Source organism: Micromonospora sp. NPDC005254, assembly GCF_042872525.1.
In the GTDB taxonomy this organism is placed as follows: Bacteria; Actinomycetota; Actinomycetes; order Mycobacteriales; family Micromonosporaceae; genus Micromonospora.
On record NZ_JBIAKM010000001.1, the window covers coordinates 387652 to 413714 of the forward strand.

The window sequence follows — 26063 nt, forward strand, 5'->3', positions numbered from 1 at the left end:
CCTACCGTCGCCCGTGACCAGGGGCCCTACCGCCGTCGGGACCGGCCGACGCGGGATTGGTCAGAGAAGTCGGGATTGAGCAATAATCGCCCAGGTGGCGGGCGCGCAGGGCCGGTCAATCGATCTTGTGGAATGGAGGTGCTGGTGGGGTCGCGTCCCGGAGCGACAAGATCGCGATTTGTGCACGTCTTCACAAGCGCCTACTCTCTAGTTCCGACGCGCCCTGCTAGCACAGCCGGCAACCTCGGTCGCCAGCGGGAGTCCATAAGCGGCCGACCAGCGGAGTTGGCCGAGGATCGCACCGCACGGAGTCTCATGAGTCAGCACCGTCACCCAGGTGCGCCCGGCCGCGCCGGTGCCGTACCGGCGCTCCCGGACCTTCCCGAGGCGACCGTCGCTCGGCTCCCGGAATACCTGCGCGCGCTGCACAACCTCGCCGACGCCGGGCACGAGACGATCTCCAGCGAGGGCCTCTCGGCCGCCGCCGGGGTGAACTCCGCCAAGCTCCGCAAGGACCTCTCCCACCTCGGCTCGTACGGCACCCGGGGCGTCGGCTACGACGTCGCGTTGCTGATCGAGCAGATCGAGTACGTGCTCGGGCTCACTCAGCGTCGCGCGGTCGCCCTGGTCGGCGTGGGTAATCTCGGTCACGCTCTGGCCGGCTACGACGGCTTCGCCAGCCGGGGCTTCCGGATCGCCGCACTGCTCGACGCCGATCCCTCCCGGGTCGGCGAGGAGATCAACGGCCTGGTTGTCCGGCATGTCGACGAGCTGCCGGCGGTCGCCACGGAGGAATCCATCGCGATCGGCGTGATCGCCACCCCGGCCGCCGCGGCCCAGCGGGTCGCCGATCAGCTGGTCGCGGTCGGCGTGACGAGCATCCTCAACTTCGCGCCGTGCGTACTCTCTGTTCCGGAGGGGGTCGACGTGCGCAAGGTCGACCTCGCCATCGAGCTGCAGATTCTGTCCTTCCACGAGCACCGCAAGGCGTCGCTGACCGCGCTGCCCGCCACCGGCGGGTCCGCTCTCACGGCCCTGCCCGGCGGGCTCGCGGCCACCGACACCCAGGAGGCGATCGGCACGTGAAACTGCTCGTCGTCGGCGCGTCCTACCGGACCGCCCCGGTCGCCACGCTGGAGCAGCTGGCCGTGCCCCCCGCCGACCTCACCCGCACCCTGGACCGCCTGGTCGCCCAGCCGTACGTGAGCGAGGCGGTGCTCGTCTCCACCTGCAACCGGGTGGAGGTCTACGCCGCCGTGTCCGGATTCCACGGCGGGCTCGGCGACATCTGCGCCGTCCTGGCCGAGCAGGCCGGCAGCTCGCCGGCGGCGCTCGCCAGCCACCTCTACGTGCACTACGACACCGCCGCCGTGGACCACGTCTTCCGGGTCGCCACCGGGCTGGACTCGATGGTCGTGGGCGAGGCGCAGATTCTCGGCCAGCTGCGTGACGCGTACCACTGGGCCACCGGCGCCGACTCGGCCGGCCGCCTGCTGCACGAGCTGATGCAGCAGGCGCTGCGCGTCGGCAAGCGGGCGCACGCCGAGACCGGCATCGACCGGGCCGGCCAGAGCGTGGTCACCGCTGCTCTGGAGCTGGCCGCCGGGCACCTCGACGGCAGCCTCGCCGGCCACCCGGCCCTGGTGATCGGGGCCGGCGCGATGGGGTCGCTCGGGGTGGCCACGCTGTCCCGGCAGGGCGCCGGGCCGCTCACGGTCACCAACCGGGGCGCCGACCGGGCCGTCCGGCTCGCCGAGTCGTACGGGGCGGACGCCGCGCCGATGACCGAGCTGGCCGCCACGCTCTCCACAGTGGACATCGTAGTGGCCGCCACCGCGTCGACTGAACCGGTCCTCACCCGGGCGGTGGTCAGCGCCGCGCTCGCCGAGCGGGGCCCCGCGCGGGGTCCGCTGGTCCTGCTCGACCTGGCCGTCCCCCGCGACGTCGAGGAGGGCGTCGCCGACCTGCCCGGCGTCGAGGTGATCGACATCGACCGGATGGCGGCGCTGCTCGCCGACGGCCCGGCCGCGGCGGACGCCGCCGCCGTCGAGCGGATCGTGCTCGGCGAGGTGGAGAGCTTCCTCACCTGGCTGCGCGGCGCCGACGTGGCGCCCACCGTGGCGGCGCTGCGCGGTCGCGCCGACGACGTCGTCACCGCCGAGCTGCGTCGTCTGGCCCAGCGCCGCCCCGACCTCGGCGACGACCTGCGGGCCGAGGTGGCCCGTACGGTGCACCGCGTGGTGCAGCGACTGCTGCACCAGCCCACCGTCAAGGTCCGCCAACTGGCGGCCGAGCCCGGTGGCGACCAGTACGCGGCGCTGCTGCGCGAGCTGTTCGACCTCCAGGTGCCGCAGACCTCGCCGGTGGACACCGTCCCCGACGTGCTGACTCCCGCCAACTACCCGGTGACCGGCGCCGACGCCACCGAGCAGATCCCGCCCACCGGAGGTGCGCGATGACCGCCCCCCTGCGCCTCGGCACCCGGGGCAGCGCTCTGGCGCTGGCCCAGTCCGGCCAGGTCGCCGAGGCGTTGACCGTCGCCACCGGCCGCCCGGTCGAGCTGGTCGAGGTGGTCACCGCCGGCGATCGCTCCAGCGCGCCGGTGCACCGGCTCGGCGTCGGGGTGTTCGTCTCCGCGCTGCGTGACGCGCTGACCGCCCGGACGATCGACTTCGCCGTGCACTCCTACAAGGATCTGCCCACGGCCGGTGCCGCCGGGCTGCACATCGCGGCCGTGCCGGCCCGACAGGACCCGCGCGACGCGCTGATCGCCCAGGGCGGGCGGACGCTCGCCGAGCTGCCGCCCGGCGCCACCGTGGGCACCGGCGCGCTGCGCCGCATCGCCCAGCTGCACGCTCTCGGGCTGCAACTGGAGGTCACCCCGATCCGCGGCAACATCGACACCCGCCTGGCGCGGGTGCTCGGCCCCGAGGCCGACCTCGACGCGGTCGTGCTGGCCCGGGCCGGACTGGCCCGGATCGGCCGGACCGACGCGATCACCGAGACGCTCGACCCGATGCTCATGCTGCCCGCGCCCGCCCAGGGCGCGCTGGCCGTGGAGTGCCGGGTCGACGACCAGGAGCTGGTCGAGCTGCTCGGGACGCTCGACCACGCACCGTCGCGCGCCGCGGTCACCGCGGAGCGCGCGTTGCTGGCAACCCTGGAGGCCGGGTGCAGCGCACCCGTCGCCGCCTATGCCGAACTCGCCGAAGGCGAGACCGGCGATGAGATCTACCTGCGCGGGGCGGTGATCAGCCCGGACGGCACTCGTGACCTCCGGCTGTCCCGCACCGGAACGCCCGCCGACGCGGCGGAGATCGGTAAGGCACTCGCCGCCGAACTCCTCGAACTCGGCGCCGACTCGATCCTCGGCCACGAAGGACACACCGGCCCGGGGACCCAGCAATTTGGGAGCACAGAATGACCCGCACCCGTAAGCCCGTCGGCCGTATCGCGTTCGTCGGGGCTGGCCCCGGTGACCCGGGCCTGCTGACCCGTCGGGCGCACGACGCCCTGGTCGACGCCGACCAGGTGATCTACGACCGGGGAGTCCCCGAGTCGCTGCTCGCCGTCGTCCGCGCCGAGGCCAGAGACGACGCCGAGTTCACCCCGGCCGAAGGCGCGCCGGGGGACGTGGCGAAGGTGCTGATCTCCGCGGCCCGGTCCGGGCTGAACGCGGTGCACCTGGTTGCCGGTGACCCGTTCGGCCACGACTCGGTGGTCAAGGAGGTGCAGGCGGTGGCCCGCACCGCCGCCCACTTCGAGGTGGTGCCGGGCGTCGGCCAGGCCGAGGGCGTCGCCACCTACGCGGGGGTCCCGCTGCCGGGTGTGCGTACCGCCGCCGACGTCGAGGACGTCAGTACGCTGGACTTCGAGGCGCTGGCCGCGGCCGTCGGCCGGGGTTCGCTCGCGCTCGCGGTGGACGCCGGCGACCTCGCCGCCGTCCGGGACGGCCTGCTGGCCGCCGGGGTCGACGGCACCACCGGTGTCGGGGTGACCGGCGACGGCACCGGCGAGACCCAGTACACGACCACGTCGACCGTGGACAGCTTCGTGGCCGCCGCGCTCGGCTTCACCGGCCGGGTGGTGCTCACCGTCGGCGCGGGTGTGGGCCAGCGCGACAAGATGAGCTGGTGGGAGAACCGCCCGCTGTACGGCTGGAAGGTGCTGGTGCCCCGCACCAAGGAGCAGGCCGGCGCGATGAGCGCCCGGCTGCGGGCGTACGGGGCGATCCCGTGCGAGGTGCCGACCATCGCGGTCGAGCCGCCGCGCACCCCGGCGCAGATGGAGCGGGCCGTCAAGGGCCTGGTCGACGGCCGGTACGCCTGGGTGATCTTCACTTCGGTGAATGCGGTCCGCGCGGTCTGGGAGAAGTTCGCCGAGCACGGTCTGGACGCCCGGCACTTCGGCGGCGTCAAGATCGCCTGCATCGGCGAGGCGACCGCGGACGCGGTCCGCGCGTTCGGCATCCAGCCGGAGCTGATCCCCGCCGGGGAGCAGTCCTCCGAGGGGCTGCTGGCCGAGTTCTCGCCGCACGACGAGATCCTCGACCCGGTCGGCCGGGTGCTGCTGCCGCGCGCCGACATCGCCACCGAGACGCTCGCCGCCGGGCTCACCGAGCGCGGCTGGGAGGTCGACGACGTGACCGCGTACCGGACGGTGCGGGCCGCGCCGCCGCCCGCCGAGATCCGGGACGCGATCAAGTCGGGCGGGTTCGACGCGGTCCTCTTCACGTCTTCTTCCACTGTGCGGAACCTGGTCGGCATCGCCGGGAAGCCGCACGCGCGGACCGTTGTTGCCGTGATTGGGCCCAAGACGGCGGAGACCGCGACGGAGTTCGGCCTTCGGGTCGACGTCCAGCCACCGCACGCCTCGGTGCCCGACCTGGTGGAGGCGCTCGCCGCCTACGCCGTCGAGCTGCGCGAGAAGCTGGCCGCCATGCCGGCCAAGCAGCGCCGTGGCTCGAAGGTGCAGGGGCCGACCGCCCTCCGCTTCCGGTAGTCGTCTTCAGGAGGGCCCTCCCATGTCGTACCCCGAGATCCGGCCCCGCCGCCTGCGCCGCTCCCCGGCGATCCGTCGGCTGGTGTCCGAGACCCGGGTCGACCCGGCCGAGCTGGTCGTGCCGATGTTCGTCAAGGAAGGGCTGACCGAGCCCCGGGCCATCGGGTCGCTCCCGGGGGTGCTCCAGCACTCCCGGGACTCCCTGCGCAAGGCGGCCACCGAGGCGGTCCAGGCCGGCGTCGGCGGGATCATGCTCTTCGGGGTGCCCGAGCGGCGTGACCCGACCGGGTCCGGCGGCATCGACCCGAACGGCATCCTGAACGTCGCCATCCGCGACGTGGTGTCCGAGGTGGGTGACAGCACGGTCGTGATGAGCGACCTGTGCCTGGACGAGTTCACCTCACACGGGCACTGCGGCGTGCTCACCGCGGACGGTGCGGTGGACAATGACGCCACCCTGGCCGCGTACGCCGAGATGGCGGTCGCCCAGGCCGAAGCCGGGGTCCACATGGTCGGGCCGTCCGGGATGATGGACGGCCAGGTCGGCGTGGTCCGCCGGGCGCTCGACGCCGCCGGCCACCAGGATGTGGCGGTGCTGGCGTACGCGGTGAAGTACGCTTCGGCGTTCTTCGGCCCGTTCCGGGAGGCGGTGGAGTCGGCGCTGGAGGGCGACCGACGCGCCTACCAGCAGGATCCGGCCAATCTGCGCGAGTCGCTGCGCGAGGTGGCGCTCGACGTCGCCGAGGGCGCCGACCTGGTGATGGTCAAGCCGGCGCTGCCCTACCTCGACGTGGTGTCGGCGGTGCGGGCCGCGGTGGACGTCCCGGTCGCCGCCTACCAGGTCTCCGGGGAGTACGCGATGGTCGAGGCGGCTGCCGCGAACGGTTGGATCGACCGGGAGCGGGTCATGCTGGAGACGCTCACCTCGATCAAGCGGGCCGGCGCGCAGATCATCCTCACCTACTGGGCGGTCGAAGCCGCCGGTCTGCTCCGCCAGCGCTACTGACCGACTCCGCGGGTCCCGCCGGGGTGGCCACCTCGTCGGCGCCCGCGACGGCGGCCGGAAGTCGCCGGCTGGTCAGCCAGGCGAGCGCCAACCGAGCCCCTGGAGCAGCCGGAACGCGATCAGCGACCCGACGCTCCAGGCGGCCCCGGCCAACACCGAGCCGACCGTGAACAGCAGCAGCGCGGTCAGGTAGGTGCGGCGGGCGCCGAAGCGGCCGATCGCCCAGGCGGCGGTGGGCATCACCGCGACCAGGGCGAGCGCATAGCCGCTGGTGACCCAGCCGATCGTGGTGAGGTTGGTGTCGAGGTCGTCGACCAGCCTCGGCAGGGCCACCACGGTGACGGTGGTGTCGATCACCGCGAGCAGAGCACCCAGGGTCAGGTACCAGCCGAGCCGTCGCGCGGAGGCGTCCATGTCGTCGGCTCAGGGCCGGACCCGGCGGGCGGTGCGCAGCGCCTCGGCCCACCAGGCCAGCTCGCTCAGCGTGGCGTCGGCGGCCTGCCGCAGCGGCTCGTCGTCGACCAGCCGACCGGCGACGTCGAGTCGCTCCCAGGGAGCCCGGAGCACCACCCCGGAGCGGGTCGTGGCGGCCTGCACCTCGGCGAAGACCAGCCGGAGCTGCTCGACCGCGCGGATGCCGCCGGAACCGGCGCCGTACGACACGAAGGCCACCGGCTTGCGGGCCCACTCCCGGTAGTGCCAGTCGATGGCGTTCTTCAGGGCGGCCGGGAAGCTGTGGTTGTACTCGGGTGTCACCACCACGAACGCGTCGGCGGCGGCCAACCGGGCACTGATCGGGCTGGCCGAATTGCCTCCGGGAGGGGTGTCGGCGAATGGCAGCGCCACCTCGGCGAGGTCGACGAGGTCCAGGTCGAGGTCCCGGCGGCGGCTCCCGTGGGCGACGAACCAGTCGGCGATCGAGCGGCCCACCCGAGGTTGCCGGACGCTCCCGACGAGCACGGCGACGGTCGGCGGTGCGGTGTCCTCTTGCGTAGTCATGCCTCGGACGCTAGGACTTGAACTAATGGTGAAGTCAATGGCGGCGGGGGAGTGGCGATGGGCACGTTGACGGTCGGCGAGGTGGCCCGGGAGAGCGGGGTCAGCGGCTCCGCGGTGCGGTTCTACGAGCGGCAGGGCCTGATCACGGCTGCCCGTACCGGCGGCAACCAGCGGCGCTTCGACGCCGACGCGGCCTGCCGGATCAGGGTGGCGCGGGTGGCCCAGCGCGTCGGCCTGACCGTCAACGAGATCCGTGACCTGCTCGCGGCCCTGCCACCCGACCCCCAGCTGGCCGACTGGCAGAGTCTGCACGATCGGCTGACCGCCGAGGCCGAGCGGCGCATCCGCGACCTGCACGCGGCACTGGACGACATCGGCTCCGGTCGCCGCCTCTGCGAGCTGTGACCTCGACCGGTCCGCGGTCCGCTGATCGTCGCCCGCGCGCCCTGACGATCAGGGCAGGTGCCCCGGCTGGTCAACCACGGCCATCCGGACGACGGCGGCGAGCAGCTCACCGGCATGGGCCCAAGGCCCAAGGCCCAAGGGCCACCTTGACGCCCTTTGCTCTGCTTCAGCGGAGGCAACACTAAGAGCCTCACACTGTCGCCTCCGTTGAAGCAGAGCAAAGGATGCGTGGGGGGTGCGGCGAGTCCCTGAGCCGGCCAGCTTTCCACAGGGTTATCCACAGGGGTTGAGAGGCGGGTCTCGGCCGAGAATGGTTGTCGGATGGCTTCCGCACTCGTTCCTCCTCCGCCACCCGGCCCGACCGTCGGGCGGTTTCCCATCACCGGCCTGGTCCGGCGGGCCCGTCGGATGAAGGGTTTGGGTCAACGCCAGATGGCCCGCTTCGCCAAGGTCTCACCGTCGACCGTGGGCAAGGTCGAGGCCGGCAGTCTGACACCGAGTCTGGCGGTGCTGGAGCGCCTACTCGGCGCGGCCGGGCTCTATCTGGTGGTGGTGGACCAGGAGGGCCGGGTGATTCGACCGATGGCCGACCGCGACGACGTTCACGACGGCGCCGGACGCCGCTACCCCGCCCACCTCGATACGATCCTCGATCCTGAGCCGGGGGAGTGGTGGGGGGACATCTACGGCCTGGCACGGCCGCCGGAGACCTACCACCGCAGCTCGGCGGACCGCGAGGCGCGGCGCCGACGCAGCCAGTGGGAGGTGCGGGTCGCGCAGTATCGGCACCTGCCACCGCCCCCGATCATCGACGAATACTACTGACACCGCGAACGGCCCACCCTCCGGGGAAACCGGACGGTGGGCCGTCAGCGCCGTCGTTCAGTCGTCGTTGGTGATCGTTCCGGTCGCCAGGGGGTCGGCCAGCCGCAGGCCGGGCACCCCGGCCACCAGCAGGGTCAACTTCTCGTCCGACTCGCGCCGCCGGTCACCCCGCACGGTGACCGGGAAAGCCACCGAGGTGTCACCGGCGGCCAGCACCTTGCAGCCGGCGTATGGCTCGAAGTCCGAACCGGCCTGCGCCGTGAGGCCGACGGTCGCGGCGCAGAGCAGCACCGGCTGGGACAACGGACGGGACACGGTCGCCGTGAAGGTGAGCTGACGGGTGCCCTGGTCGCCCTCGACCACAGACGTGTCGGTGACGGTCAACGACGCCCGGGACCGGAAACGGGCCACCTGCGGGTCGTGGTCGCTGGAGCCCCGCGACCCGTCCCCGGTGAACTCCGCCGGCCAGTCGGCGTTGACGTGCGCCGCCCGCACCTGCACCAGGTCACCGTAGAGCGCGTCGTTGACGAACAGGTGGTCCAGCGTCTGCGCCTGCCCCTCGAAGCTGTACGAGTAGGCCGATGCCGGCACCTGCGCGACGAGGGTGTCCCACAGGTTGTGCAGGCCGGCCTCGTAGAGCGGGGCGAGTTGGTCCGACGGCGTCGGCTGAGCGCCGGTGGCGATGGGGTCGTCCGGGCGGGGGAAGACGTTCAGGTCCCCGCCGTAGACCACCCGGGCGCTCTGATCAGCCGCCTCGATCGCGGTGACGATCGCCGCGCCGTACGCCGCCTGCTCCCGCCGCTGCCCGATCCGGCTGTCCGGGCCGGAGGAGTAGTGGTTGCTCAGCGCGTACAGGGTGAACCGCTCGGCCGCGCCGGGCGCCGCGGCCACCGTGAACTTGCCCAGCTGGGGTGCCCGGGTGAAGACGTTGTTGCCGTCCTTCCCGGTCGACGTGTCCACATCGGCCGGCAGCACCGCGTTGAGGGCCTTCGGGTTCTGCACGTCGGCGTTGCCGGGCAGTCCGGGGGCCCGGTACTGGACGGTCGGCGCCGAGCCGAGCAGCGGGTCGTTCGCCGTCGCGGCCGCCAACGACAGCCGGTCGGTGCGGTACAGGAACGCGGCGGTGATACCGCGGGCGTCCGCGCCGGTCCGGTCATAGGTGGCGGCGTACGCCGGCCCGCCGGCCGCCGCCACCGCGAGCGCCAACTCCTGGATGCTGTCCGGAGCGCCGTCGGCGTTGTTGGTGTCGCCGCAGGCCAGCGCCGCCCCGGAGACCGTGCAGATGTCCTGGTCCTCGGCCTCCTGCACCAGGATCAGATCGGGCGCGTGCAGGTCCTTGACGATCTGGTCGGCGAGCGACGTCAGATGCTCCCGGTAGTCCGCCTCGCTGCTCGGCACGTAGTCGAACGGCGGGGCGACGCCCGGGCAGCCGGCGTTACCGGCGAAGTCGCAGCCGTCGAACGGGTCGTCGCGGTAGTCGTACAGGTTCTCCACGTTGTACGTGGCGACCGCGACCTCCTGGGAACGGTCGGCCGGCTTCGGCGGGTTGTTCTTCGACGGGTCGGCCCCGGCGTCGAACTCGGCCCGCTCGACCTGCACGCCGTACTTCTCGAACGAGTAGTAGACGCCGCCCACCGCGTCCGCGCGCAGCGTGTCGAAGGTGTGCGCCGGCGGGAGCAGCGCCGTGCTGTCCCCGGCGGTGCCCTTCACACCCATGCTGCCGAGCAGCACGCGCTGACCGTTGCCGTCGTCGAAGCGCCGGCTCGGGTCATTGTCCAGCGGGTGGGAGTCCCGGAAGACCCGCCGGGCGTACGGGTCGGCGCGGTCGAGCAGCGGGTCGTCCCGGTCGACGACCCACAGCTCCGCGTCCGCCGTGGAGGAGAAGACGTCGCGACCGCTCACCGCGCCGCTGCCCGCGCGTACGCGCAGCCGGGCGCCCTCGTGCCGCTCCCACCAGCGCTGCGCGTCGGTCAGCTCGACCGGCGGCACCGCGTCGGTCACCGTGACCGCCGTGTCCACGTCCAGGCCGGTGGCGATCCGGCGGACCAGCGACGCGCCGGAGAGCTGGGTGAGGTTGTAGTACTCCGACACCCGGGCCCGGAGCACCACCTCGTCGCCGACCGTCGGCACGTAGCCGCCGATCAGCGAGGTGAACGTGCCCATGAACACGAAGATGCCGTCGGAGCTGGTCGGGTCACCGTCGGTGTCACCGCTGCGGCTCTGCAGGAAGAACCCGTTCTGCTCCGCACCGGCCGCCGTACGGGCAAGCGTCAACTGGGTGATCACGCCACGGACGTCGTACATCGTGCTGCTCGTGCCGTTGCCGCTCGCCGGTGCGAGCGGTGACCGGTCGGCGGGGCCGGACTCGGTGTCGGTGGTCGGACCCTGCACCTCGCCGACGGTCAGCTCCCGGGTGACCTGCACGGCCAGCGCGCAGGTGGCGGTGCCACCGCCCGCATCGGTCGTGGTCACGGTGACGGTGTACGCCCCGGCGGTGAGGTCGGCGCTCGCGCTGATCGTGGCGCGGGCGGTGCCGCCCACCCCGTCGGCCGGGGTGAATGCGGTACGGGTGATCGAGCCGGAGGTCGGGCTCGGGCTGATCGCGGTCACCGCCAGGTCGACGATCGTGTCGTCGGGGTCGGCGGCGGTCACCTCGCGGCTCGCGGCCGTTCCGGCGGCGGTGACCAGCGGCCCACCACAGGTCAGCGTGGCCGGCGCGTCGACCGGACCACCGCCGTCCACGGTGTGCGAGCCGAGCCCGTCGAAGGTGTCGACCGGCAGACCGGTCCACTGTGCGGCGGGGTCGAACGCGTCCGACGGGTCGGTGTCGCCCGCCGTCACCGTGGGCAGCCGGCGCAGTGTGTTGTCCGCCGTGCTGGTCGCGCCGGCGCCCCACTCGGTGCCCGGGTCGACGCCCACCTGGCCGATCGAGTCGAGCACCGTGGTGCCCCGGCGCAGCACTATCGCGTCGTCGCCGTTGAACAGGCTCGCCCCGGTGGTCTGGTCGGCCTGGGCGAGGATGGCCGCCCCGGCCGAGGCGCTGGCGAACACGAACACGTCCCCGGCAGCGACGTTCCCGGCCAGCGCGATGGTGGTCGGGGTGGTGGAGCCGTTGAAGTAGAGCTGGAGCTGGTAGCCGCCCGCGGTGAGGTCCACGGCGGTGCCGGTGCCGTTGAACAGCTCGATCGCCTTGTTGTTCGACGAGCCTTCGACATACTCCGAGATGAACAGGTCGGTAGGCGCGGCGCTGGCCGCGGTGGGTGTGACGCCGAGGGCCGTGACGGTCACTGCGGCGGTGGCGATCGCGAGCGCGGCTGTCGTGCGGCGCGGGCGCATAGGGCCTCCACGATGGGTGGATGGGGGTCAACGCACGTTAAGGTGCGTAACCGTCCATCGTCCATCCCCCACCGGACAGTTTCGTGAATTCCTCAGCGCGGCTGGTCGAGGCGGTGCACCAGCTCGGCGACGTCGACGCTGTATTCGCACCAGTCCCGGTCGGGCCGGTAGCCCAGCTCCGCGTTGACCTTGAGCATCGCCTCGTTGGCCTGGGCGTTCCAGGTCTGCACCTCGGCCAGCTCCGGCTCGGCGGAGCGCAGCTCCAGCAGCATCCGCGCCTTGATCGCCCGGTCGATGCCGTAACCCCGGTGGTCCTGCGCGACGATCGTGTCGTACTGATCGGCGCGGGTCGGGTGCTGCGCCGGCACCACGACCTCGGTCAGGCCGGCCACCTCGCCACTCTGCTCGTGCTGGGCCAGGACGATGTACGGCTTCATGCCCCGCCGGTGCAGGGTGTCCAGGCTGTCCCGCAGCCGCTCCGGGTCATACGAGCTGGGACGCAACTCGCCGTCGTCGACGTCGCGCACCTCGGCCTTGGCCCGCGCGTACGACTCGATCAGGTCGTCCGGTGGCCCACCGGGGTAGAACTCCAGGTGGTAGCCCGCGCCGATCCCGATGGCCATCTCGGCCAGCTCGGCCCAGTCCACCGAGGTCAGGTCGAGCACGCTGCGCGTCTCCACGTACTCCCGGGTGAAGCCGAGCGACTCGTAGAAGCCCACCGCCGGCGTGTCGCCGACCACCTCGACCCCGATCGACTGGAAACCCTCCTGGTAGACGCGGCGGGCGGCGCGTAGCACCAGCTCACGGCCGAGGCCGTTGCGTCGTACGGAGGGATGCACCAGCACCTCGAGCACCCCGATGTCGCCGAGGAGCAGCACGTGGACCTGCCCGAGGACGGCGCCGGTCTCGCCGGGAGCGCTCGGTTCGGCCTGGGCGAGCCAGGAGATCCGTCGCTCACCGGGCATCACCTCGCCGAGATACTCCCGCAGGGAGGTCTCCCGCCACGGCGGGTCCTGCGGCAGATCGGCCGCCAGCACCGCGTTCAGCGTTGTCAGCAGCGACGCGATCTCGGCGGACGACGCGGTCCTGGGGTCCCACTCGCGCACCATCACCCGTCTAGCTTGCCGCTAACGGCTGCTCGGGGGAAGTGTCCAGTTCTCCAATGTACGCGGACGATCACATCACGTACGGCTGGCCCGTCCGTACCGGTCAGCGGTGTTGTAGACGGCCTGGGCGTACCGCCGCACGTCGTTGTACGACAGGATCGCGTTCCACCAGTCGCCCGGAATGCTCAGGTTGCGGCCGCCCTTGCACAGGTAGTTGCCGGCCGCCAGGGCGGCGTCGTCCAGGTCGTGAGGGTCCTTCACGCCGTCGGCGTCGGCGTCGGCGCCGATCTCCTGCCACGTGGTCGGGATGAACTGCATCGGCCCGATCGCCCGGTCGTAGGTGCTGTCCTTGTCGAGCAACCCACGGTCGGTGTCGATGATCCGCATCCGGCCGCCGTTCCCGTCCAGCGGCAGCCCGATGATCTGGGGCAGCGCCTTGCCGTCCGTCCCCAACCGCGCGCCGTTGGCCGAGCCGTGGCCGGACTCGACCTGGCCGATCGCGGCCAACGTCGTCCAGCTCAACGCGCAGCTGCGGTTGGTCTGGGCGAGCATCAGCTCGGCGTACCCGTACGCCTGCATCGCGGTCGCGGGAATGTTGACCTTGGCCCCGACCTGCTGCGCCCAGGCGGCCAGGGAGTCCGACGGACGGCCGCCGGTCGTCGGACCGACGGCCGGCCCGGTCGGCATGCCGCCGCTCGGGAACGCTCCGGTGGGCAGCGGCGCGGTCGGCATCGGCCCGGTGGGCAGAGGGCCGGTGGGCCGCGGGTCGAGCGGCACCGCCGGCGGCACGGCCACGGTCGGCGCGGCAGTGACGTCGACCGCCACCGGTCGGGACCCACGGATCGTGGCCGGGACGAGCAACGCCCCCGCCGCGGCGGTCGCGGCCACCAGGACCAGCAGGAAGACCCCCGGGACCGTGAGTCGACCGCTGGGCCGGCGGGCCCAGGCGCGGGTCGCCCGGGCGGCGGTCACCGCGGCCTGACGTGGCGGTGGCACCCGTACGGCGTGCGCGAACGGCACCCGCCGCCGGCGGCCGCGCTCGGGCGTCGGCACCACTGCGACACCGTCCACCTTGGTCGCCGTCAGGTCGGTGGCGGTGGCGCCCGCCGCGACCGTGACTGCCCCGTCGTCGGCCTTCGCGTCGGCGCTGTCGGCGTTGGCGGCGTCGGTGTCGGTGTCGGCGGTTGGGGCGTCGTCGGCGGCGGCTGGGACGTCGGCGGCTGGGGCTGGGACGTCGGCGGCTGGGGTGGCGGTGGCGGCTGGGGTGGTCGGCGGGGCGGTGGTGTCCGAAGTGGGCTTCGCCGCGGTGAGGTCGCCGGTGGCGGTGTCCCCCAGCTGGTCACCGGTCGCGGCATCGACGCTCGGGGGTAGGGGTGCGGTCACGGGCGTCGCGGGGGTCTTGGCCTTCGCGTCGGTCGTGCGGCCGCTGAGCCAGGGCCGGCGGGGGCGGGGCACGGCCGCGGGCACCGGATCCGGCGCGGCGCCCGACTCGGCCAGCGGCCCGTCCAGCGGCGCGGCCGGCCGAAGCGGTTGCACACGCGTCTTGTCCTCGCCGTCCACCACCCGTCGAGTATCACTCATGTCGCCGGCGACCGTCAGGCCCACGTACCCTGATCGCCATGCCCCGGTACGAGTTCCGCTGCCGCGCCTGCGGCGACACTTTCGAGGTCAACCGTCCGATGGCGGAGGCCGGCGCGCCGGCCACCTGCCCGCAGGGCCATGTCGACACGGTCAAGCTGCTCTCGGCGGTGTCGGTCACCGGTCGGGGCGCTGGTGGCGCGCAAGCTCCCGCTGGTGGCGGTGGCTGCTGCGGGGGTGCCTGCGGCTGCTGAGCCGGGCGTTCCGGTGACCGGCCGGTGGGCTGGCCTTGCCGGGAGCGGGTTCGAGTGGCACCTTGAGGCGGCACGTGCCCGGCCGTTCTCACGATGCGTGACCGCTCGGAGTCAGTCAGCATGAACCCGACGTCACGGGCGGAGGTTCCACGCATGTCGCCACGGATCCAGCTCCCGAGCGGTTGGGTGACCTTCGTGTTCACCGACATCGAGGGCTCGACCCGGCTGGCCCAACTGCTCGGCGCGGACTACCGCCCGGTGCTCGCCGAGCACCGCCGGTTGCTGCGTCGCACCCTGGCCGCCACCGGTGGCGCGGAGCTGCTGACCGAGGGCGACTCGTTCTTCCTGGCCTTCGACGACGCGGCGGCGGCGCTGACCGCCTGCCTGACCGCCCAGCGGGCGTTGGCGAGCCACGACTGGCCCACCGAGGAGGCCGCGCCCCGGGTGCGGATGGGCCTGCACACCGGGTACGCCGAGCCCCGCGACGGGGAGTACGCGAGCCCCGAGGTGCATCGGGCCGCCCGGGTGGCCGCGGCCGCGCACGGCGGACAGGTGCTCTGTTCGGCGTCCACGGCCCGCCGGGCCGAGCCGCTGCCCCCGGGCGCCACCCTGCTGGACCTGGGCCTGCACCGGCTGCGTGGCTTCGACGACCGGGAGCGGTTGTTCCAACTGGTCGCGCCCGGCCTGGAACGGCAGTTCCCCCGCCCCCGCACCGCCGACGCGGTGGCGCACAACCTGCCGACCCAGGTGACCTCGTTCGTCGGGCGGGAGGTCGAGCGGGCCGAGCTGGGCCGGTTGGTGGAGCGGCACCGACTGGTCACCGTGCTGGGCGCGGGCGGCGCGGGGAAGACCCGGCTCGCCGTGGAGTTGGCCGGTGGCGTCGTCGAGGCGTACCCGGACGGGGTCTGGTTCGTCGACATCGCCGCGGTGACCGACCCGGGGTTGGTGGCGTTCGCCATCGCCGCGGTGCTCGGGCTGCGGCCCGAGCCGGGCCGTCCGATGCTGGACACCCTCGTCGAGTACGCGGCCGCCCGCCGGATGCTGGTCGTGCTGGACACCTGCGACACGCAACCGGCGGCCTGCGGCGAGGTCATTTCGCGGCTGCTCTCCGGCGGGGGTGGCGTGCGGGTGCTGGCGACCAGCCGCGAGTCGTTCAGCCTGCCCGGCGAGGTGGTCTGGCGGATCCCGCCGCTCTCGGTCGATCCCCGCCCGGACGGCGCGGAGAGCGACGCGGTCGCGCTGCTGCTGGACCGTACGGCGGCGGCCCGCGGCGGTCGGCGGCCCGACCCGTCCGAGTCGGCCGACCTGCGCCGGGTGGTGCAGCGGCTGGACGGGCTGCCCCTCGCCATCGAGTTGGCGGCCGCCCGGCTGCGGGTGCTCTCCGTGGGTCAGCTGGCCGAGCGGTTGGACGACGTCCTCGGCACGCTGGACGCCGGCCGGGAGGATCCGGATCCACCGCCGGTCGAGCGGGGCTGGTCCGGCAACCAGCAGGACACCGTGGACCTGGTGGCCGCGGCGATCGGGACACCGCCGCCGACCCCGGCGAGCAGGGCCGTGCAGCGCTCGGCCACCGAACGGCACCTGACCATGCAGGCGACCGTCACGTGGTCGTACCGCACGTTGGGGCCGCGGGCCGCGCGGCTGCTGCGCTGGCTGGCGGTCTTCGCGGGGCCGGTGGATCTGCCGACTGTGGAGTGGCTGCTGGGCGACGATCCGCTGGATCCACTGTCGGTGCTGGTGGACAAGTCGATGGTGTTGGCCGAGCCGCGCGCCGCCGGCAGTTCATACCGGATGCTCGACCCGATTCGGGCGTACGCGGCACGGCGGTTGGCCGAGGCGGGTGAGGAGCAGGCTGCCCGGGACCGGCACGTGGCCTGGTCGGCGCACGCGCTGGAGCGGGCCCACCTGGGGCCGGACGGCCGGCCGGTGACGTTGTCGCTCTACACCCTCGACCCGCTGGCCGACGAGCTGCGCGCCGCGCTGCGCTGGTGCGCCACCGGCGGCAGCGCCCGTGCCGGTCTCCGCTTGGCCGGTGGGCTGGACCAGTGGTGGCGCGAGCGCGGGCTGGCCCGGGAGGGTCGACTCTGGCTGTTCCGGCTGTACGGACGGATCGCCGAGACCGGCGAGCGGATCCCGGACGCGGAGCTGGCGGCGGCGTACCACATGCACTCGCTGCATGCCGGCGCCGACGGCGAGTTCGCCGAGGAGCTGCGCTACTCGCAGCGGGCGGAGGCAGCCGCCCGACAGGCCGGCGACGCCGGGCTGCTGGCCCGGGTGCTCGCCGGCAGGGCCGCGCCGTTGGTGGACATGGGCCAGTTCTTCGAGGCCGAGCGGGTCTGTCGGGAGGTCATCGACTGGGCCCACGGGCAGGACGTGGTCGGCGAGGCGCTGTTCGCGGTGTTCAGCCTGGCCGAGCTGCTGTGGCGGCGCGGCGCGCTGGAGGAGGCGGCGGAGCTGCTGGGAGCGGCGCGTCCGGTGGAGGCCGCCCGGCCGGTCGAGCGGGGCCGGCGTTCGGTGGACATGCTGCTCGGGATGGTCGCGCTGGCCCGGGGCGACGTGATCGCCGCGCACGAGCACCTGCTGGTGGCGCTGCGCTCACGGATGGGTCACGGCTACCACGGCCGGGCCTGCGACACGCTGAACGCGATCGCGGTGCGCTGCGCTCTCGGTGGAGACCGGTTGACGGCCGCGCGGCTGTTCGGGGCGGCCCAGGCCACCCGGGCGAGCATGCGAGCGACGCCGGGTATCTACGGCGGCTACTGGGCCGACCAGCAGGCGGAACTGCGGTCGATGGCGGGTGACGCGGCGTTCGACGACGCGTACGGGGAGGGTGCCGAGATGGGCCTGGACGAGGCCGTGGCACTGGCGCTCGACGTGGAACACCCGGACCTGGCAGCGGATTCGACCCGCTTCAGCACCGACCTGTCCCAACACGCGCCGCCCCCGCGCCCCGCCGACCCCAACCGCCACCCCGCAACGCGAACGGAACGCGCCTGACCCCTGCTTGTTGATCATGAAGTTATTGCCACGACACGCCGGGCGGACGGGCAATAACTTCATGATCACCGCGACGGGGGTGGGGTGGGGTGGGTGGGCCGGGTGGAGGTGGGTGGGGTTAGTGGGTTGCGGCCTTGGCTTCGGCTTGGGCCTTCATGCGGGCGGCTCGGTCGATGTCGGCCTGCTGGACGGCGGCCACCGAGCCGAAGATGTGGACCGCCTGGTAGTACGTCCAGGCCAGGCTGTAGCAGGCCGGGCGGACGACCGAGTTGTACGTGGCGCAGACCCGCTTCAGGTCCTCGTAGAAGGCGCTGTCCAGGCGGGACTTGTTGGCGGAGAACTGGCCGACCGCCTTGTAGTTGCGGTAGCCGAAGTCGTGTCGGTAGCAGCTCAGGTTGAAGGTGAACCCGAGCGGGTTGTCCGGGCTGGACGAGCAGTAGTCGGTGGACCAGTCGAAGTTGTACTCGGCCCAGGGGGCCCGGTTGACGCGGGCGCTGTTCCAGGAGTTGTAGCTGGACGCGCTGGTCTGGGTCCAGCTCGACAGCACGGACAGTCGCTCCGCGGGGGTGACGGCGGCGGCGGGGGAGGCGACGGCGAGGGTGGCGAGCAGCGCTAGCGCGCCCGAGGCGAACAGGGTGGCGAGACGTCGGGGCACGGTTTACCTCCGCGGGGTGAGCGGTGGGACGGAAGTTACCGGCGGGTTACCGGATGTCGATGAGTGTCGATCAGCTGATCAACTGGGCGGTATGTGCGCCGCCAACTATTGGTGACATACGTTCAAACAGACGAATGCCCCGGGTGCGCGAGGCACCCGGGGCATTCCGCGGAACGGGTCAGTGCAGCAGGAACGCCGGCGGGCTGGCCGGGCTCTCGTTGGCGGTACGGTCCAGCGCGGTCACCCGGTAGGTGTAGCGCCGGCCGGGCTCGGCCGACGTGTCCACCCAGGACTGGGTGCCGCCGGCGGTGGCCCGGACGGTGTCGACCAGGTGCGTGGCGTCCGCCGTGGCGCACCGCCCGGGCAGCGTGGTGCCGTCGAACCGGTAGATCGCGTACGAGGTGGCCGTGCCCAGCGGGCCCACGCCGTCGGCGGGCTGGCGCCAGGTCAGCCGCACCCCGTCGGCCTCCCGGGCGACCCTGGTGACCACCGGGAGGAGCAACGGCTTCGACGGCAGGTGCGGCATGGCCGGCACGAGGGCCGGGCGGGAGTAGTGCTCGGTCGCGTAGATGTCGGTGGCGCCGAGCCGGTTGGCCCGCACCTGGACGGCCGAGAAGTGCACGTTGCCCTGCACCTCGGGGTACGACCGGTTGAGCGTCAGGTGGTCGGACAGCTCACGCGGGTTCTGCCAGTACGGCCCGTACGCCGGATCGCCGCTCTTGTAGTCGGCCTGGCCGATGTAGAGCTGGACACGGGTGCCGCGCACGGTCTCGGCCCACCACGGGACCAGCCGCGCGTAGTCGGCCGCCGGGTACTGGCCGATGTACCAGTAGAGCTGCGGCACCACGTAGTCGATCCACTCCTGCTTGACCCACTTGCGGGTGTCGGCGGAGATGATGTCGTACGACTGGCTGCCGGTGGTGTCCGAGCCGAGCGGGTCGGCGCTCTTGTTGCGCCAGATGCCGAACGGGCTGACGCCGAACTTCACCCACGGCTTCGCCGCCTTGATCTTGCCGTTCATCTCCTGGATCAGCAGGTTGATGTTGTCCCGCCGCCAGTCGGCCCGGTCCGTGAAGCCCCGGTTGAACGCCGCGAAGGCGGCATCGTCGGGCACCTGGTAGGTGCCGCTGGGGTAGGGGTAGAAGTAGTCGTCGAAGTGCACGCCGTCGATGTCGTACCGCTTGACCGCGTCCATCATCGCGGTCTGGACGAACTCGCGGACCTCGGGAATGCCGGGGTTGTAGTAGAGCCGGCTGCCGGCAACGCCGGCCGGTGGGTAGGCGAAGGTCCAGTCGGGGTGCGCCCGGGCCGGGTGGCCGGGGGCGAGCAGGTTGAGGTCGGCGCCGGCGCCGCCGGGGGCCGGCATGGAGACGCGGTACGGGTTGAACCAGGCGTGGAACTCCAGGTTGCGCTTGTGCGACTCGTCGACCAGGAAGGCCAGCGGGTCCCAGCCCGGGTCCTGGCCGCGTACGCCGGTCAGGTACTCCGACCACGGCTCGTACGGCGAGGGCCAGAGCGCGTCGGCGGTCGGTCGGACCTGCACCACGACGGCGTTGTGGTGCAGCCGTTCGGCGAGGTCGAGCAGTTCCCGGTACTCGGCCTGCTGGGCCGCGATCCGGTCCGGGCTGGTCTGGGACGCCTTGCTGGGCCAGTCGATGTTGACCACCGACGAGATCCACATCGCCCGGAACTGTCGTTTCGGCGTGGCCGGGTCGGTGACGCAGGTGGTGGTGGCGGCATCGGTCGCGGCGCTCGCGGGGTGGGCGGGGGTGGCGGCGACCAGCGTGCCGAGCAGGGCTGCGACCAGCCCGGCCGCTCCGAGTCGAGGTGCCTTCATGCGGTGTGTCCCTTCGTTGGGGCTCCCGTGTCAGGGGTACTCGCGGCGTCCCGGCAAGATTCGCCGTAGGCAATGTGCCGCTGGTAGGAAATTTTCACACTCGGCACGGTCCCGCAAGGGGCCGCGCCTGATCGATTCCCCGGTCACCGGATCGGACGATTCGCGCCGAGCGCCCGATTGCGGGTAGTGATCGGGACCGCACGCCGCGTCGTGACCTGATCGGCATGATCCGTGGCGGTTGGCCGGGATCCGGGGTGGGTAGCAACGCCGGTCACCGGCCGCCATGGTGGTGGTCGCACGGTGGGAGGGGTGAGCGCATGTCGGTGCTGCGAACCAAACCAATCAAGGACGTCATAGCCCAGGGCGATGCCGACGGCACCGACGGCCGACTGGGGCTCAAGCGGCGGCTCGGCGCGATCGACCTCACCGGCTTCGGCATCGGCATCGTGATCGGCACGGGCATCTTCACGCTCACCGGGATCGAGGCCCGCGACAGCGCCGGTCCGGGCGTGGTGATCTCCTTCGCCATCGCCGGCGTGGTCGCCCTGCTCGCCGCCCTCTGCTACGCCGAGCTGGCCTCCAGCGTGCCGACGGCCGGCAGCGCCTACACCTACGCGTACGCCACGATGGGCGAGATCGTCGCCTGGATCATCGGGTGGGACCTGCTGCTGGAGTTCGCGCTCGGCGCGGCGGTGGTGGCCCGCGGCTGGTCGGGCTACCTCGCCGAGCTGCTCGACCTGCCGACCCGGTGGTTCGGCGAGGAGGGCAGCACGGTCAACATCGGCGCGATCGCCATCGTGCTGATCCTCGGCATCGTGGCGATCGTCGGCATCCGGGAGTCCGCCCGGATCACCAACCTGCTGGTGCTGGTCAAGGTGTCGATCTGCGTCTTCGTGGTGGTCGCTGGCCTGTTCTTCGTCAAGGCCGCCAACCTCACCCCGTTCATCCCGCCGGCCGAGCCCGCCGGCAGTGGCGACGATGGCATCAAGCAGCCGGTGACGCAGGCGCTGTTCGGGTTGGAGCCGTCGGTCTTCGGTTTCGTGGGGGTGCTCAGCGCCGCCGCGGTGGTCTTCTTCGCGTACACCGGCTTCGAGGCCGTCGCCAACCTGGGCGAGGAGACGCGCAAGCCCAAGCGGGACCTCACCCTGGGCCTGCTCGGCACGCTGCTGATCTCCACCGTGCTCTACATCGGCGTTTCGCTGGTGCTCGTCGGCATGGTGCCGTACACCGAGATCGACCGGGGCGCCCCGATCGCCTCGGCGTTCGAGTCGGTGGGCGCCGGCTGGGCGGCGACGCTCGTCTCCATCGCCGCGGTTGCCGGCCTGACCAGCGTCATCCTGGTCGACCTGGTGGCGATGGGCCGGATCGGCTTCGCCATCGCCCGGGACGGCCTGATCCCGCCCTCGATCGCGGCCGTGCACCCGCGCTGGGGCACCCCGTACCGGATCTCGGCGATCATGACGGTGGCGGTCGCGCTGCTGGCCGGCTTCCTGCCGCTCTCCGCCCTGGCCGACCTGGTCAGCATCGGCGCGCTCTGCGCGTTCGTGCTGGTCTCGATCGCGGTGCCGATCCTGCGCCGCAAGCGCCCCGACCTGGAGCGGCCGTTCCGGGTGCCGTTCTCCCCGGTGCTGCCGGTCGTCTCGGCGCTGGCCTGCTTCTACCTGATGCTCAACCTGTCGGTGGAGACCTGGCTGCGGTTCCTGGCCTGGATGCTGCTCGGCGCGGTCATCTACTTCGGCTACGGCTACCGCCGCAACCGGCTGGCCCGGCACGAACCCGCCGTCGCCCCGGCGCCGCGCGAACCGAGCGCCTGACCCACGAACGCCGGAAGGGCCCCCGATCCGGGGGCCCTTCCGTCTGACCAGGTCAGGGGCGGGTCTGCGGCGTGGCCGTCGGACCCTTGACGACCGGCTTGCCGTCGACCCAGGTCACCTCGTCGAGCCACACCTGACGACCGGGGTCGGTGCTGCCCTCCTGGCCCGGAGGCCAGGCGTGGTACAGCAGCCAGGTGCGGCCGTCCTTGACCACCATCGAGGCGTGGCCCGGGCCGGAGGCGGCCTCGTTGCTCTTCAGGATCGGGTTCTCGGCGGCCTTCACGCACGGCCCGCTCGGGCTCTCGCAGACCGCGTAGCCCTCCGCGTACTCGGCCCGGTCATAGGCGTTGGCGGCGAAGAACAGCAGCAGCCGACCGTCCTGGCGGTGGAAGAACGGCCCCTCGATCAGGGTGCCCTCCCACGGCTCGGTCTGCTTGAGCAGCTTCGTCGGCTCACCGACGAGGGTCAGGCCGTCGTCGGCGAGGCGCTGCGACCAGAGCCAGGTGTCCACCCCGATGGCGTTGCCGTCGTTCTTCCACAGCAGCCAGAGGCTGCCGTCGGTGTCCCGGTACGGGCTGGCGTCGATCGCCCCGCCCAACTCGGCCTGGCAGATCAGCGGGCCGGTCGCGTCGTCGGAGTACGGCCCCTGCGGCGCGCTGGCCACCGCCCGCCCGACGCACTGCCGGCCCGACTCCCGGCCCGCGACGGTGTAGTAGAGCAGGAACTTCTCCGGTGCCAGCTCGATCGCCTCCGGCGCCCAGGTCTTGCCGGGGTCCGCCCAGTCCGGCAGCGTCGGCAGGGCGTCCTCCGCCTCGGTCCAGTCGACCAGATTCGTCGAGGTGCGCACCGGGACGTTGCGGCCCTGCGAGTTGGTGTGGAACAGGTACCAGGTGTCGCCCACCTGGATCGCCTGCGGGTCCGGGGCGTCGGTGCTGACGACGGGGTTGGTGAACATCCTGGTGCCGCTCCCGTTGCTCGTGTAGGTGGGTTCGTCGCCGTCGGAACAGCCCGTGACGAGCAGCGCGGCGGCGAGGGTGACCGCCGCCGCGCCGACTCGCCGAGTTGTCGCCCGCGTCATCCCTTCAGACCGCTGCGGGAGACGCCCTGGATGATGTGCCGCTGCGCGAGCACGAAGAGGATCAGCACCGGCAGGCTGGCCAGCACCGCACCCGCCATGATCACCGGGTAGTCGGTGACGTACGAGCCCTGGAGCAGGCCCAGGCCCGGAGGCAGCGTCAGCTTCTCCGGGCTGAAGAGCACGAAGATCGGCCACAGGAAGTCGTTCCAGTTGGTCAGGAACGACAACACGGCCAGGGTGGCCAGCGCCGGCTTGGACAGCGGCAGCACCACCTTGAAGAAGATCTGCCACTGGTTGGCGCCGTCGAGGGTGGCGGCCTCCTCCAGCTCGCTCGGCAGCGACAGGAAGAACTGCCGCAGGAAGAACACCCCGAACGCGCTGGCCGCGCCGGGCACCACCACCACGGCGAGGGTGTCGATCCAGTTGAGCTGGTCGACGATCAGGAAGTTCGGGATGATCAGCGAGGTCGGCGGGATGAACAGCGTCCCGACGATCAACGCGAAGGTCACCCCGCGTCCGCGGAACCGCAGCCGGGCCAGGGAGTACGCGGCCATCGAGGCCGTCACCAGCACCAGCAGCGAGTGCAGCGTGGCGGCCACCATGCTGTTGAGGAACCAGCGCAGCACCGGGTTCGCCGAGTTGCTGATGATCTGCTCGTAGCCGTACCCCGCCAGCGGGTTCGGCAGCCAGCTCGGCGGGATCTGCTGGGCGGCGGTGTAGGTCTTCAGCGAGGTGATGACCATCCACACCAGCGGGGTCAGGAAGATCAGGGTGAGCGCGACCAGAGTGGCGTAGAAGACGACCCGGCGCAGCCCGGGGGCGGAGCCGTTGGTGGTCGGCGTGGGCGTCGTCATGGCGGTCCCCTCAGTCTTCCCGGTAGCGGAAGAGGCGGAAGTTGGCGATGCTCACGACCGCCAGCAGCAGGGCGAACACGATGCTCATCGCGGCGGCTCGACCGGCGTTGTTGTTGCGCAGGCCCTCCTCGACGATGAACCACACCACAGTGCGGGTCTCCGTGCCCGGCGCTCCCTGGGTGATCAGGAACGACTGACCGAACATGTTCGCCGAGGCGAGCACCGTCGTGGTGATCACGAAGAGCAGCACCGGCCGCAGCCCGGGCAGGGTGACGTTGCGGAACCGCTGCCACGCGTTGGCGCCGTCCATCCGCGCCGCCTCGTACAGCTCCGGCGAAATGTCCTGCAGACCGGCCAGGTAGATCACCGCGTTGAAGCCGGAGGTCCACCAGACGGTCACCCCGACCAGGGAGATCCACGCCCACGGCATGTTGGTCACCCACGGGGTGTCCGACGGCAGCCCGACGACGCCGAGGAGCCGGTTGACCAGGCCCAGGTTGGCGTCGAGCAGGAACCGCCAGAGCAGGCCGATCACCGCCACGCCCAGCACGTACGGGGCGAAGTAGATCGCCCGGAAGAAGGTGCGGCCCGGGAAGGAGCGGTTCAACAGCAGCGCCAGCCCGAGCGGTACGACCACCAGCAGCGGCACCGACAGCACCGTGAAGATCGCGGTGGCCCGGACGCTCTGCCACCAGTCGCCGTAGACGGCGGAGTCGCTGGAGAACAGCTGCTTGTAGTTGTCGAATCCGACGAAGGGTCGGTTGGGGAGCTGGAAGTCCCACTGGTGCACGCTCAGCCAGAGGCCGAGGATGATCGGCAGCAGGCCGAAGACCCCGAACAGGACCAGGTACGGGGCGAGGAACAGGTATGGCGTCGCCCGTCCGGTCCGGCGCGCCGAGGCGCCCCGGCGGGCTGCGTTGGCCGCCGGGGGCGGCGCGTCACCGCGCGCCGCCCCGACCTCGATCACGTCCGCCACGGGTTATCAGCTCCCGTACTTCTTGCGGTTGTCCTCAAGCTGCTTGTTGGCCTTGGACACGCCGTCGTCGAGCGCCTGCTTGGGCGACTTCTTGCCCAGCGCGGCCTCGTTGAACGAGTTGTAGAAGGTCGTCATGACCTCGCCCAGACCCGGGGCCGCCGGCGGGAAGGCCGCGTACTCCAGCTCGGGAGCGAGCGACGAGATCTCCGGCAGCGCCTTGAACTCGGCGCCCTCACGGACCTCCTTGCGGGCCGGGATCTGCCCGCCCTTGGCCCAGTCCAGCGAGTGCTGGCTCAGCCAGTTGATGAAGACCTTCGCCCCGGAGACCTTGTTGGCGTCGTTGGCCCGCTGCTTCACGATCGTGAAGTTGTGCGAGTTGGCCCAGGCGGACGGCTTGCTGCCGATCTGGGGGAGCGGGGCGACGCCCCACTGGACCTCGGGGCTCTTCTTGAGGTCGTTGATCTGCCAGATGCCGTTCCAGGTGAAGGCGTTCTTGCCGCTCTTGAACGCCAGGTAGTCGGCGTCCTGTCCGACGTTGGCCGGCGAGTAGCCCTGCTTGATCACGTCGACCAGCCAGGTGCACGCCTCGACCGCCGGGTCGGAGTTGAACGTCGCCTTGGCCACCTCGGCGTCGAAGAGGGTGGCACCCCACTGGTTGAGCAGCGAGTAGAACGTCATGCCGCCGGTGAACTGGAACGGGCTGACCCAGAAGCCCTGCACACCGGCCTTCTTCAGCTCGACCAGGGCCGCCGTGTAGTCGTCCTTCGTCGTCGGCGGCTTGTTCGGGTCGAGGCCGGCCTTCTGCATGACGGCCTTGTTGTAGTAGAAGCCCAGCGGGTGCATGTCCAGCGGGATGCCGTACCGCTTGTTGTTGTAGATCCCGCCCTTCCAGACGGTCGGGGCGAAGTCGCCCTCGGAGAGCTCCAGGTTCTTGGCCACGTCGTCCAGCTCGGTGATCACGCCACGAGCGGCGAAGGTGGCGAGCTGGTCCATGTGCATGACCGCGATGTCCGGGCCGTTGCCGCTGGAGGCAGCACCGGGGAGCTTGTTGTAGTAGTCCTCCCACTGGTACGTGGCCACCGACACCGCGATGTTCTTGTGCTCGGTGTTGAACTGGTTGACCAGCGCCTTGAAGATGTCGCCGTCGCCGCCGGTGAACCCGTTCCACAGCTTCAGGTCGACCTTCGGGCCGGTGTACTCCTTGCCGCCGTTACCGACGGCCGGCCCGGAGGTGCTGTCGTCGCCGCCGCAGCCGGCGAGGGTCAGCGAGGCCGCGGCACCGATTCCGAGACCGAGGCCGAGCAGGCGTCGCCGGCTCATGTCGTTCTGGATCATGCTGTAT

At 72.0% G+C, this 26063-nt stretch carries 21 protein-coding genes; 10 read left to right on the top strand and 11 right to left on the bottom strand.

Annotated elements, in window-relative coordinates; all coding sequences use genetic code 11:
- The first annotated feature begins 315 nt into the window (after positions 1–315).
- The 5 genes from ACFYPR_RS01915 to hemB are packed head-to-tail and all read left to right on the top strand — an operon-like array spanning position 316 to position 6007.
- Entirely contained in the window at positions 316–1086 is a 771-nt protein-coding gene (locus ACFYPR_RS01915; RefSeq protein WP_234582375.1) for a redox-sensing transcriptional repressor Rex, read from the top strand.
- A complete protein-coding gene (locus tag ACFYPR_RS01920) occupies positions 1083–2459 on the top strand; it encodes a glutamyl-tRNA reductase (protein WP_354854496.1) in 1377 nt (458 codons plus the stop codon). Before ACFYPR_RS01915 ends, ACFYPR_RS01920 begins: the two co-directional genes overlap by 4 nt.
- On the top strand, positions 2456–3424 hold the full coding sequence (gene hemC / locus ACFYPR_RS01925) for a hydroxymethylbilane synthase (RefSeq protein ID WP_354854494.1): 969 nt from the start codon (positions 2456–2458) through the stop codon (positions 3422–3424). Before ACFYPR_RS01920 ends, hemC begins: the two co-directional genes overlap by 4 nt.
- Positions 3421–5001 (top strand): uroporphyrinogen-III synthase, encoded by a 1581-nt coding sequence (locus ACFYPR_RS01930; protein WP_354854492.1) that lies wholly within the window; start codon positions 3421–3423, stop codon positions 4999–5001. Before hemC ends, ACFYPR_RS01930 begins: the two co-directional genes overlap by 4 nt.
- A gap of 22 nt (positions 5002–5023) precedes the next feature.
- Positions 5024–6007 (top strand): porphobilinogen synthase, encoded by a 984-nt coding sequence (gene hemB / locus ACFYPR_RS01935; protein ID WP_354854490.1) that lies wholly within the window; start codon positions 5024–5026, stop codon positions 6005–6007.
- Between the two features lie 72 nt (positions 6008–6079).
- Here the strand turns inward: hemB and ACFYPR_RS01940 are convergent, their stop codons facing one another.
- Complete coding sequence (locus ACFYPR_RS01940; protein WP_363935429.1) at positions 6080–6421, bottom strand: MFS transporter; 342 nt, start codon at positions 6419–6421, stop codon at positions 6080–6082.
- A gap of 9 nt (positions 6422–6430) precedes the next feature.
- Complete coding sequence (locus ACFYPR_RS01945) at positions 6431–7006, bottom strand: NAD(P)H-dependent oxidoreductase (RefSeq protein WP_354854487.1); 576 nt, start codon at positions 7004–7006, stop codon at positions 6431–6433.
- 57 nt (positions 7007–7063) lie between these two features.
- On the opposite strand from ACFYPR_RS01945, the gene ACFYPR_RS01950 reads away from it, so the two are divergent.
- Both ACFYPR_RS01950 and ACFYPR_RS01955 read left to right on the top strand, forming a co-directional pair.
- Positions 7064–7411, top strand: a complete 348-nt coding sequence (locus tag ACFYPR_RS01950; protein WP_354854485.1) for a MerR family transcriptional regulator — start codon at positions 7064–7066, stop codon at positions 7409–7411.
- 321 nt (positions 7412–7732) lie between these two features.
- Positions 7733–8236, top strand: coding sequence for a helix-turn-helix transcriptional regulator (locus ACFYPR_RS01955; protein ID WP_354854483.1), 504 nt, complete (start codon positions 7733–7735; stop codon positions 8234–8236).
- Positions 8237–8293: 57 nt separating this feature from the next.
- Here ACFYPR_RS01955 and ACFYPR_RS01960 read toward each other — a convergent pair whose 3' ends face one another.
- The 3 genes from ACFYPR_RS01960 to ACFYPR_RS01970 form a co-directional block, all read right to left on the bottom strand.
- On the bottom strand, positions 8294–11572 hold the full coding sequence (locus tag ACFYPR_RS01960) for a lamin tail domain-containing protein (protein WP_355064532.1): 3279 nt from the start codon (positions 11570–11572) through the stop codon (positions 8294–8296).
- Between the two features lie 92 nt (positions 11573–11664).
- Positions 11665–12681: a GNAT family N-acetyltransferase gene (locus ACFYPR_RS01965; RefSeq protein WP_354854567.1), complete on the bottom strand. Its 1017-nt coding sequence runs from the start codon at positions 12679–12681 to the stop codon at positions 11665–11667.
- A gap of 72 nt (positions 12682–12753) precedes the next feature.
- Complete coding sequence (locus ACFYPR_RS01970) at positions 12754–14259, bottom strand: lytic murein transglycosylase (RefSeq protein WP_387258322.1); 1506 nt, start codon at positions 14257–14259, stop codon at positions 12754–12756.
- A gap of 38 nt (positions 14260–14297) precedes the next feature.
- On the opposite strand from ACFYPR_RS01970, the gene ACFYPR_RS01975 reads away from it, so the two are divergent.
- Together ACFYPR_RS01975 and ACFYPR_RS01980 are read left to right on the top strand one after the other, a co-directional pair.
- The gene (locus ACFYPR_RS01975; protein ID WP_354854477.1) at positions 14298–14510 is read left to right on the top strand and encodes a zinc ribbon domain-containing protein; all 213 of its coding nucleotides are present in this window, start codon (positions 14298–14300) and stop codon (positions 14508–14510) included.
- Between the two features lie 153 nt (positions 14511–14663).
- Positions 14664–17507: an ATP-binding protein gene (locus ACFYPR_RS01980; RefSeq protein ID WP_387258323.1), complete on the top strand. Its 2844-nt coding sequence runs from the start codon at positions 14664–14666 to the stop codon at positions 17505–17507.
- Between the two features lie 118 nt (positions 17508–17625).
- On the opposite strand, the gene ACFYPR_RS01985 is transcribed toward ACFYPR_RS01980, so the two are convergent.
- Together ACFYPR_RS01985 and ACFYPR_RS01990 are read right to left on the bottom strand one after the other, a co-directional pair.
- Complete coding sequence (locus ACFYPR_RS01985) at positions 17626–18162, bottom strand: phospholipase (protein ID WP_354854474.1); 537 nt, start codon at positions 18160–18162, stop codon at positions 17626–17628.
- Positions 18163–18340: 178 nt separating this feature from the next.
- Positions 18341–19999: a family 10 glycosylhydrolase gene (locus ACFYPR_RS01990; protein ID WP_387258325.1), complete on the bottom strand. Its 1659-nt coding sequence runs from the start codon at positions 19997–19999 to the stop codon at positions 18341–18343.
- Between the two features lie 317 nt (positions 20000–20316).
- On the opposite strand from ACFYPR_RS01990, the gene ACFYPR_RS01995 reads away from it, so the two are divergent.
- Positions 20317–21813: an amino acid permease gene (locus ACFYPR_RS01995; protein WP_354854471.1), complete on the top strand. Its 1497-nt coding sequence runs from the start codon at positions 20317–20319 to the stop codon at positions 21811–21813.
- Between the two features lie 52 nt (positions 21814–21865).
- On the opposite strand, the gene ACFYPR_RS02000 is transcribed toward ACFYPR_RS01995, so the two are convergent.
- The 4 genes from ACFYPR_RS02000 to ACFYPR_RS02015 are packed head-to-tail and all read right to left on the bottom strand — an operon-like array spanning position 21866 to position 26056.
- Complete coding sequence (locus tag ACFYPR_RS02000) at positions 21866–22891, bottom strand: glycoside hydrolase family 43 protein (protein ID WP_354854469.1); 1026 nt, start codon at positions 22889–22891, stop codon at positions 21866–21868.
- The gene (locus ACFYPR_RS02005; protein WP_354854467.1) at positions 22888–23745 is read right to left on the bottom strand and encodes a carbohydrate ABC transporter permease; all 858 of its coding nucleotides are present in this window, start codon (positions 23743–23745) and stop codon (positions 22888–22890) included. Before ACFYPR_RS02005 ends, ACFYPR_RS02000 begins: the two co-directional genes overlap by 4 nt.
- 10 nt (positions 23746–23755) lie before the next feature.
- Entirely contained in the window at positions 23756–24721 is a 966-nt protein-coding gene (locus ACFYPR_RS02010) for a sugar ABC transporter permease (RefSeq protein WP_354854466.1), read from the bottom strand.
- Between the two features lie 6 nt (positions 24722–24727).
- Positions 24728–26056, bottom strand: coding sequence for an ABC transporter substrate-binding protein (locus tag ACFYPR_RS02015; RefSeq protein WP_354854464.1), 1329 nt, complete (start codon positions 26054–26056; stop codon positions 24728–24730).
- Positions 26057–26063: the final 7 nt, after the last annotated feature.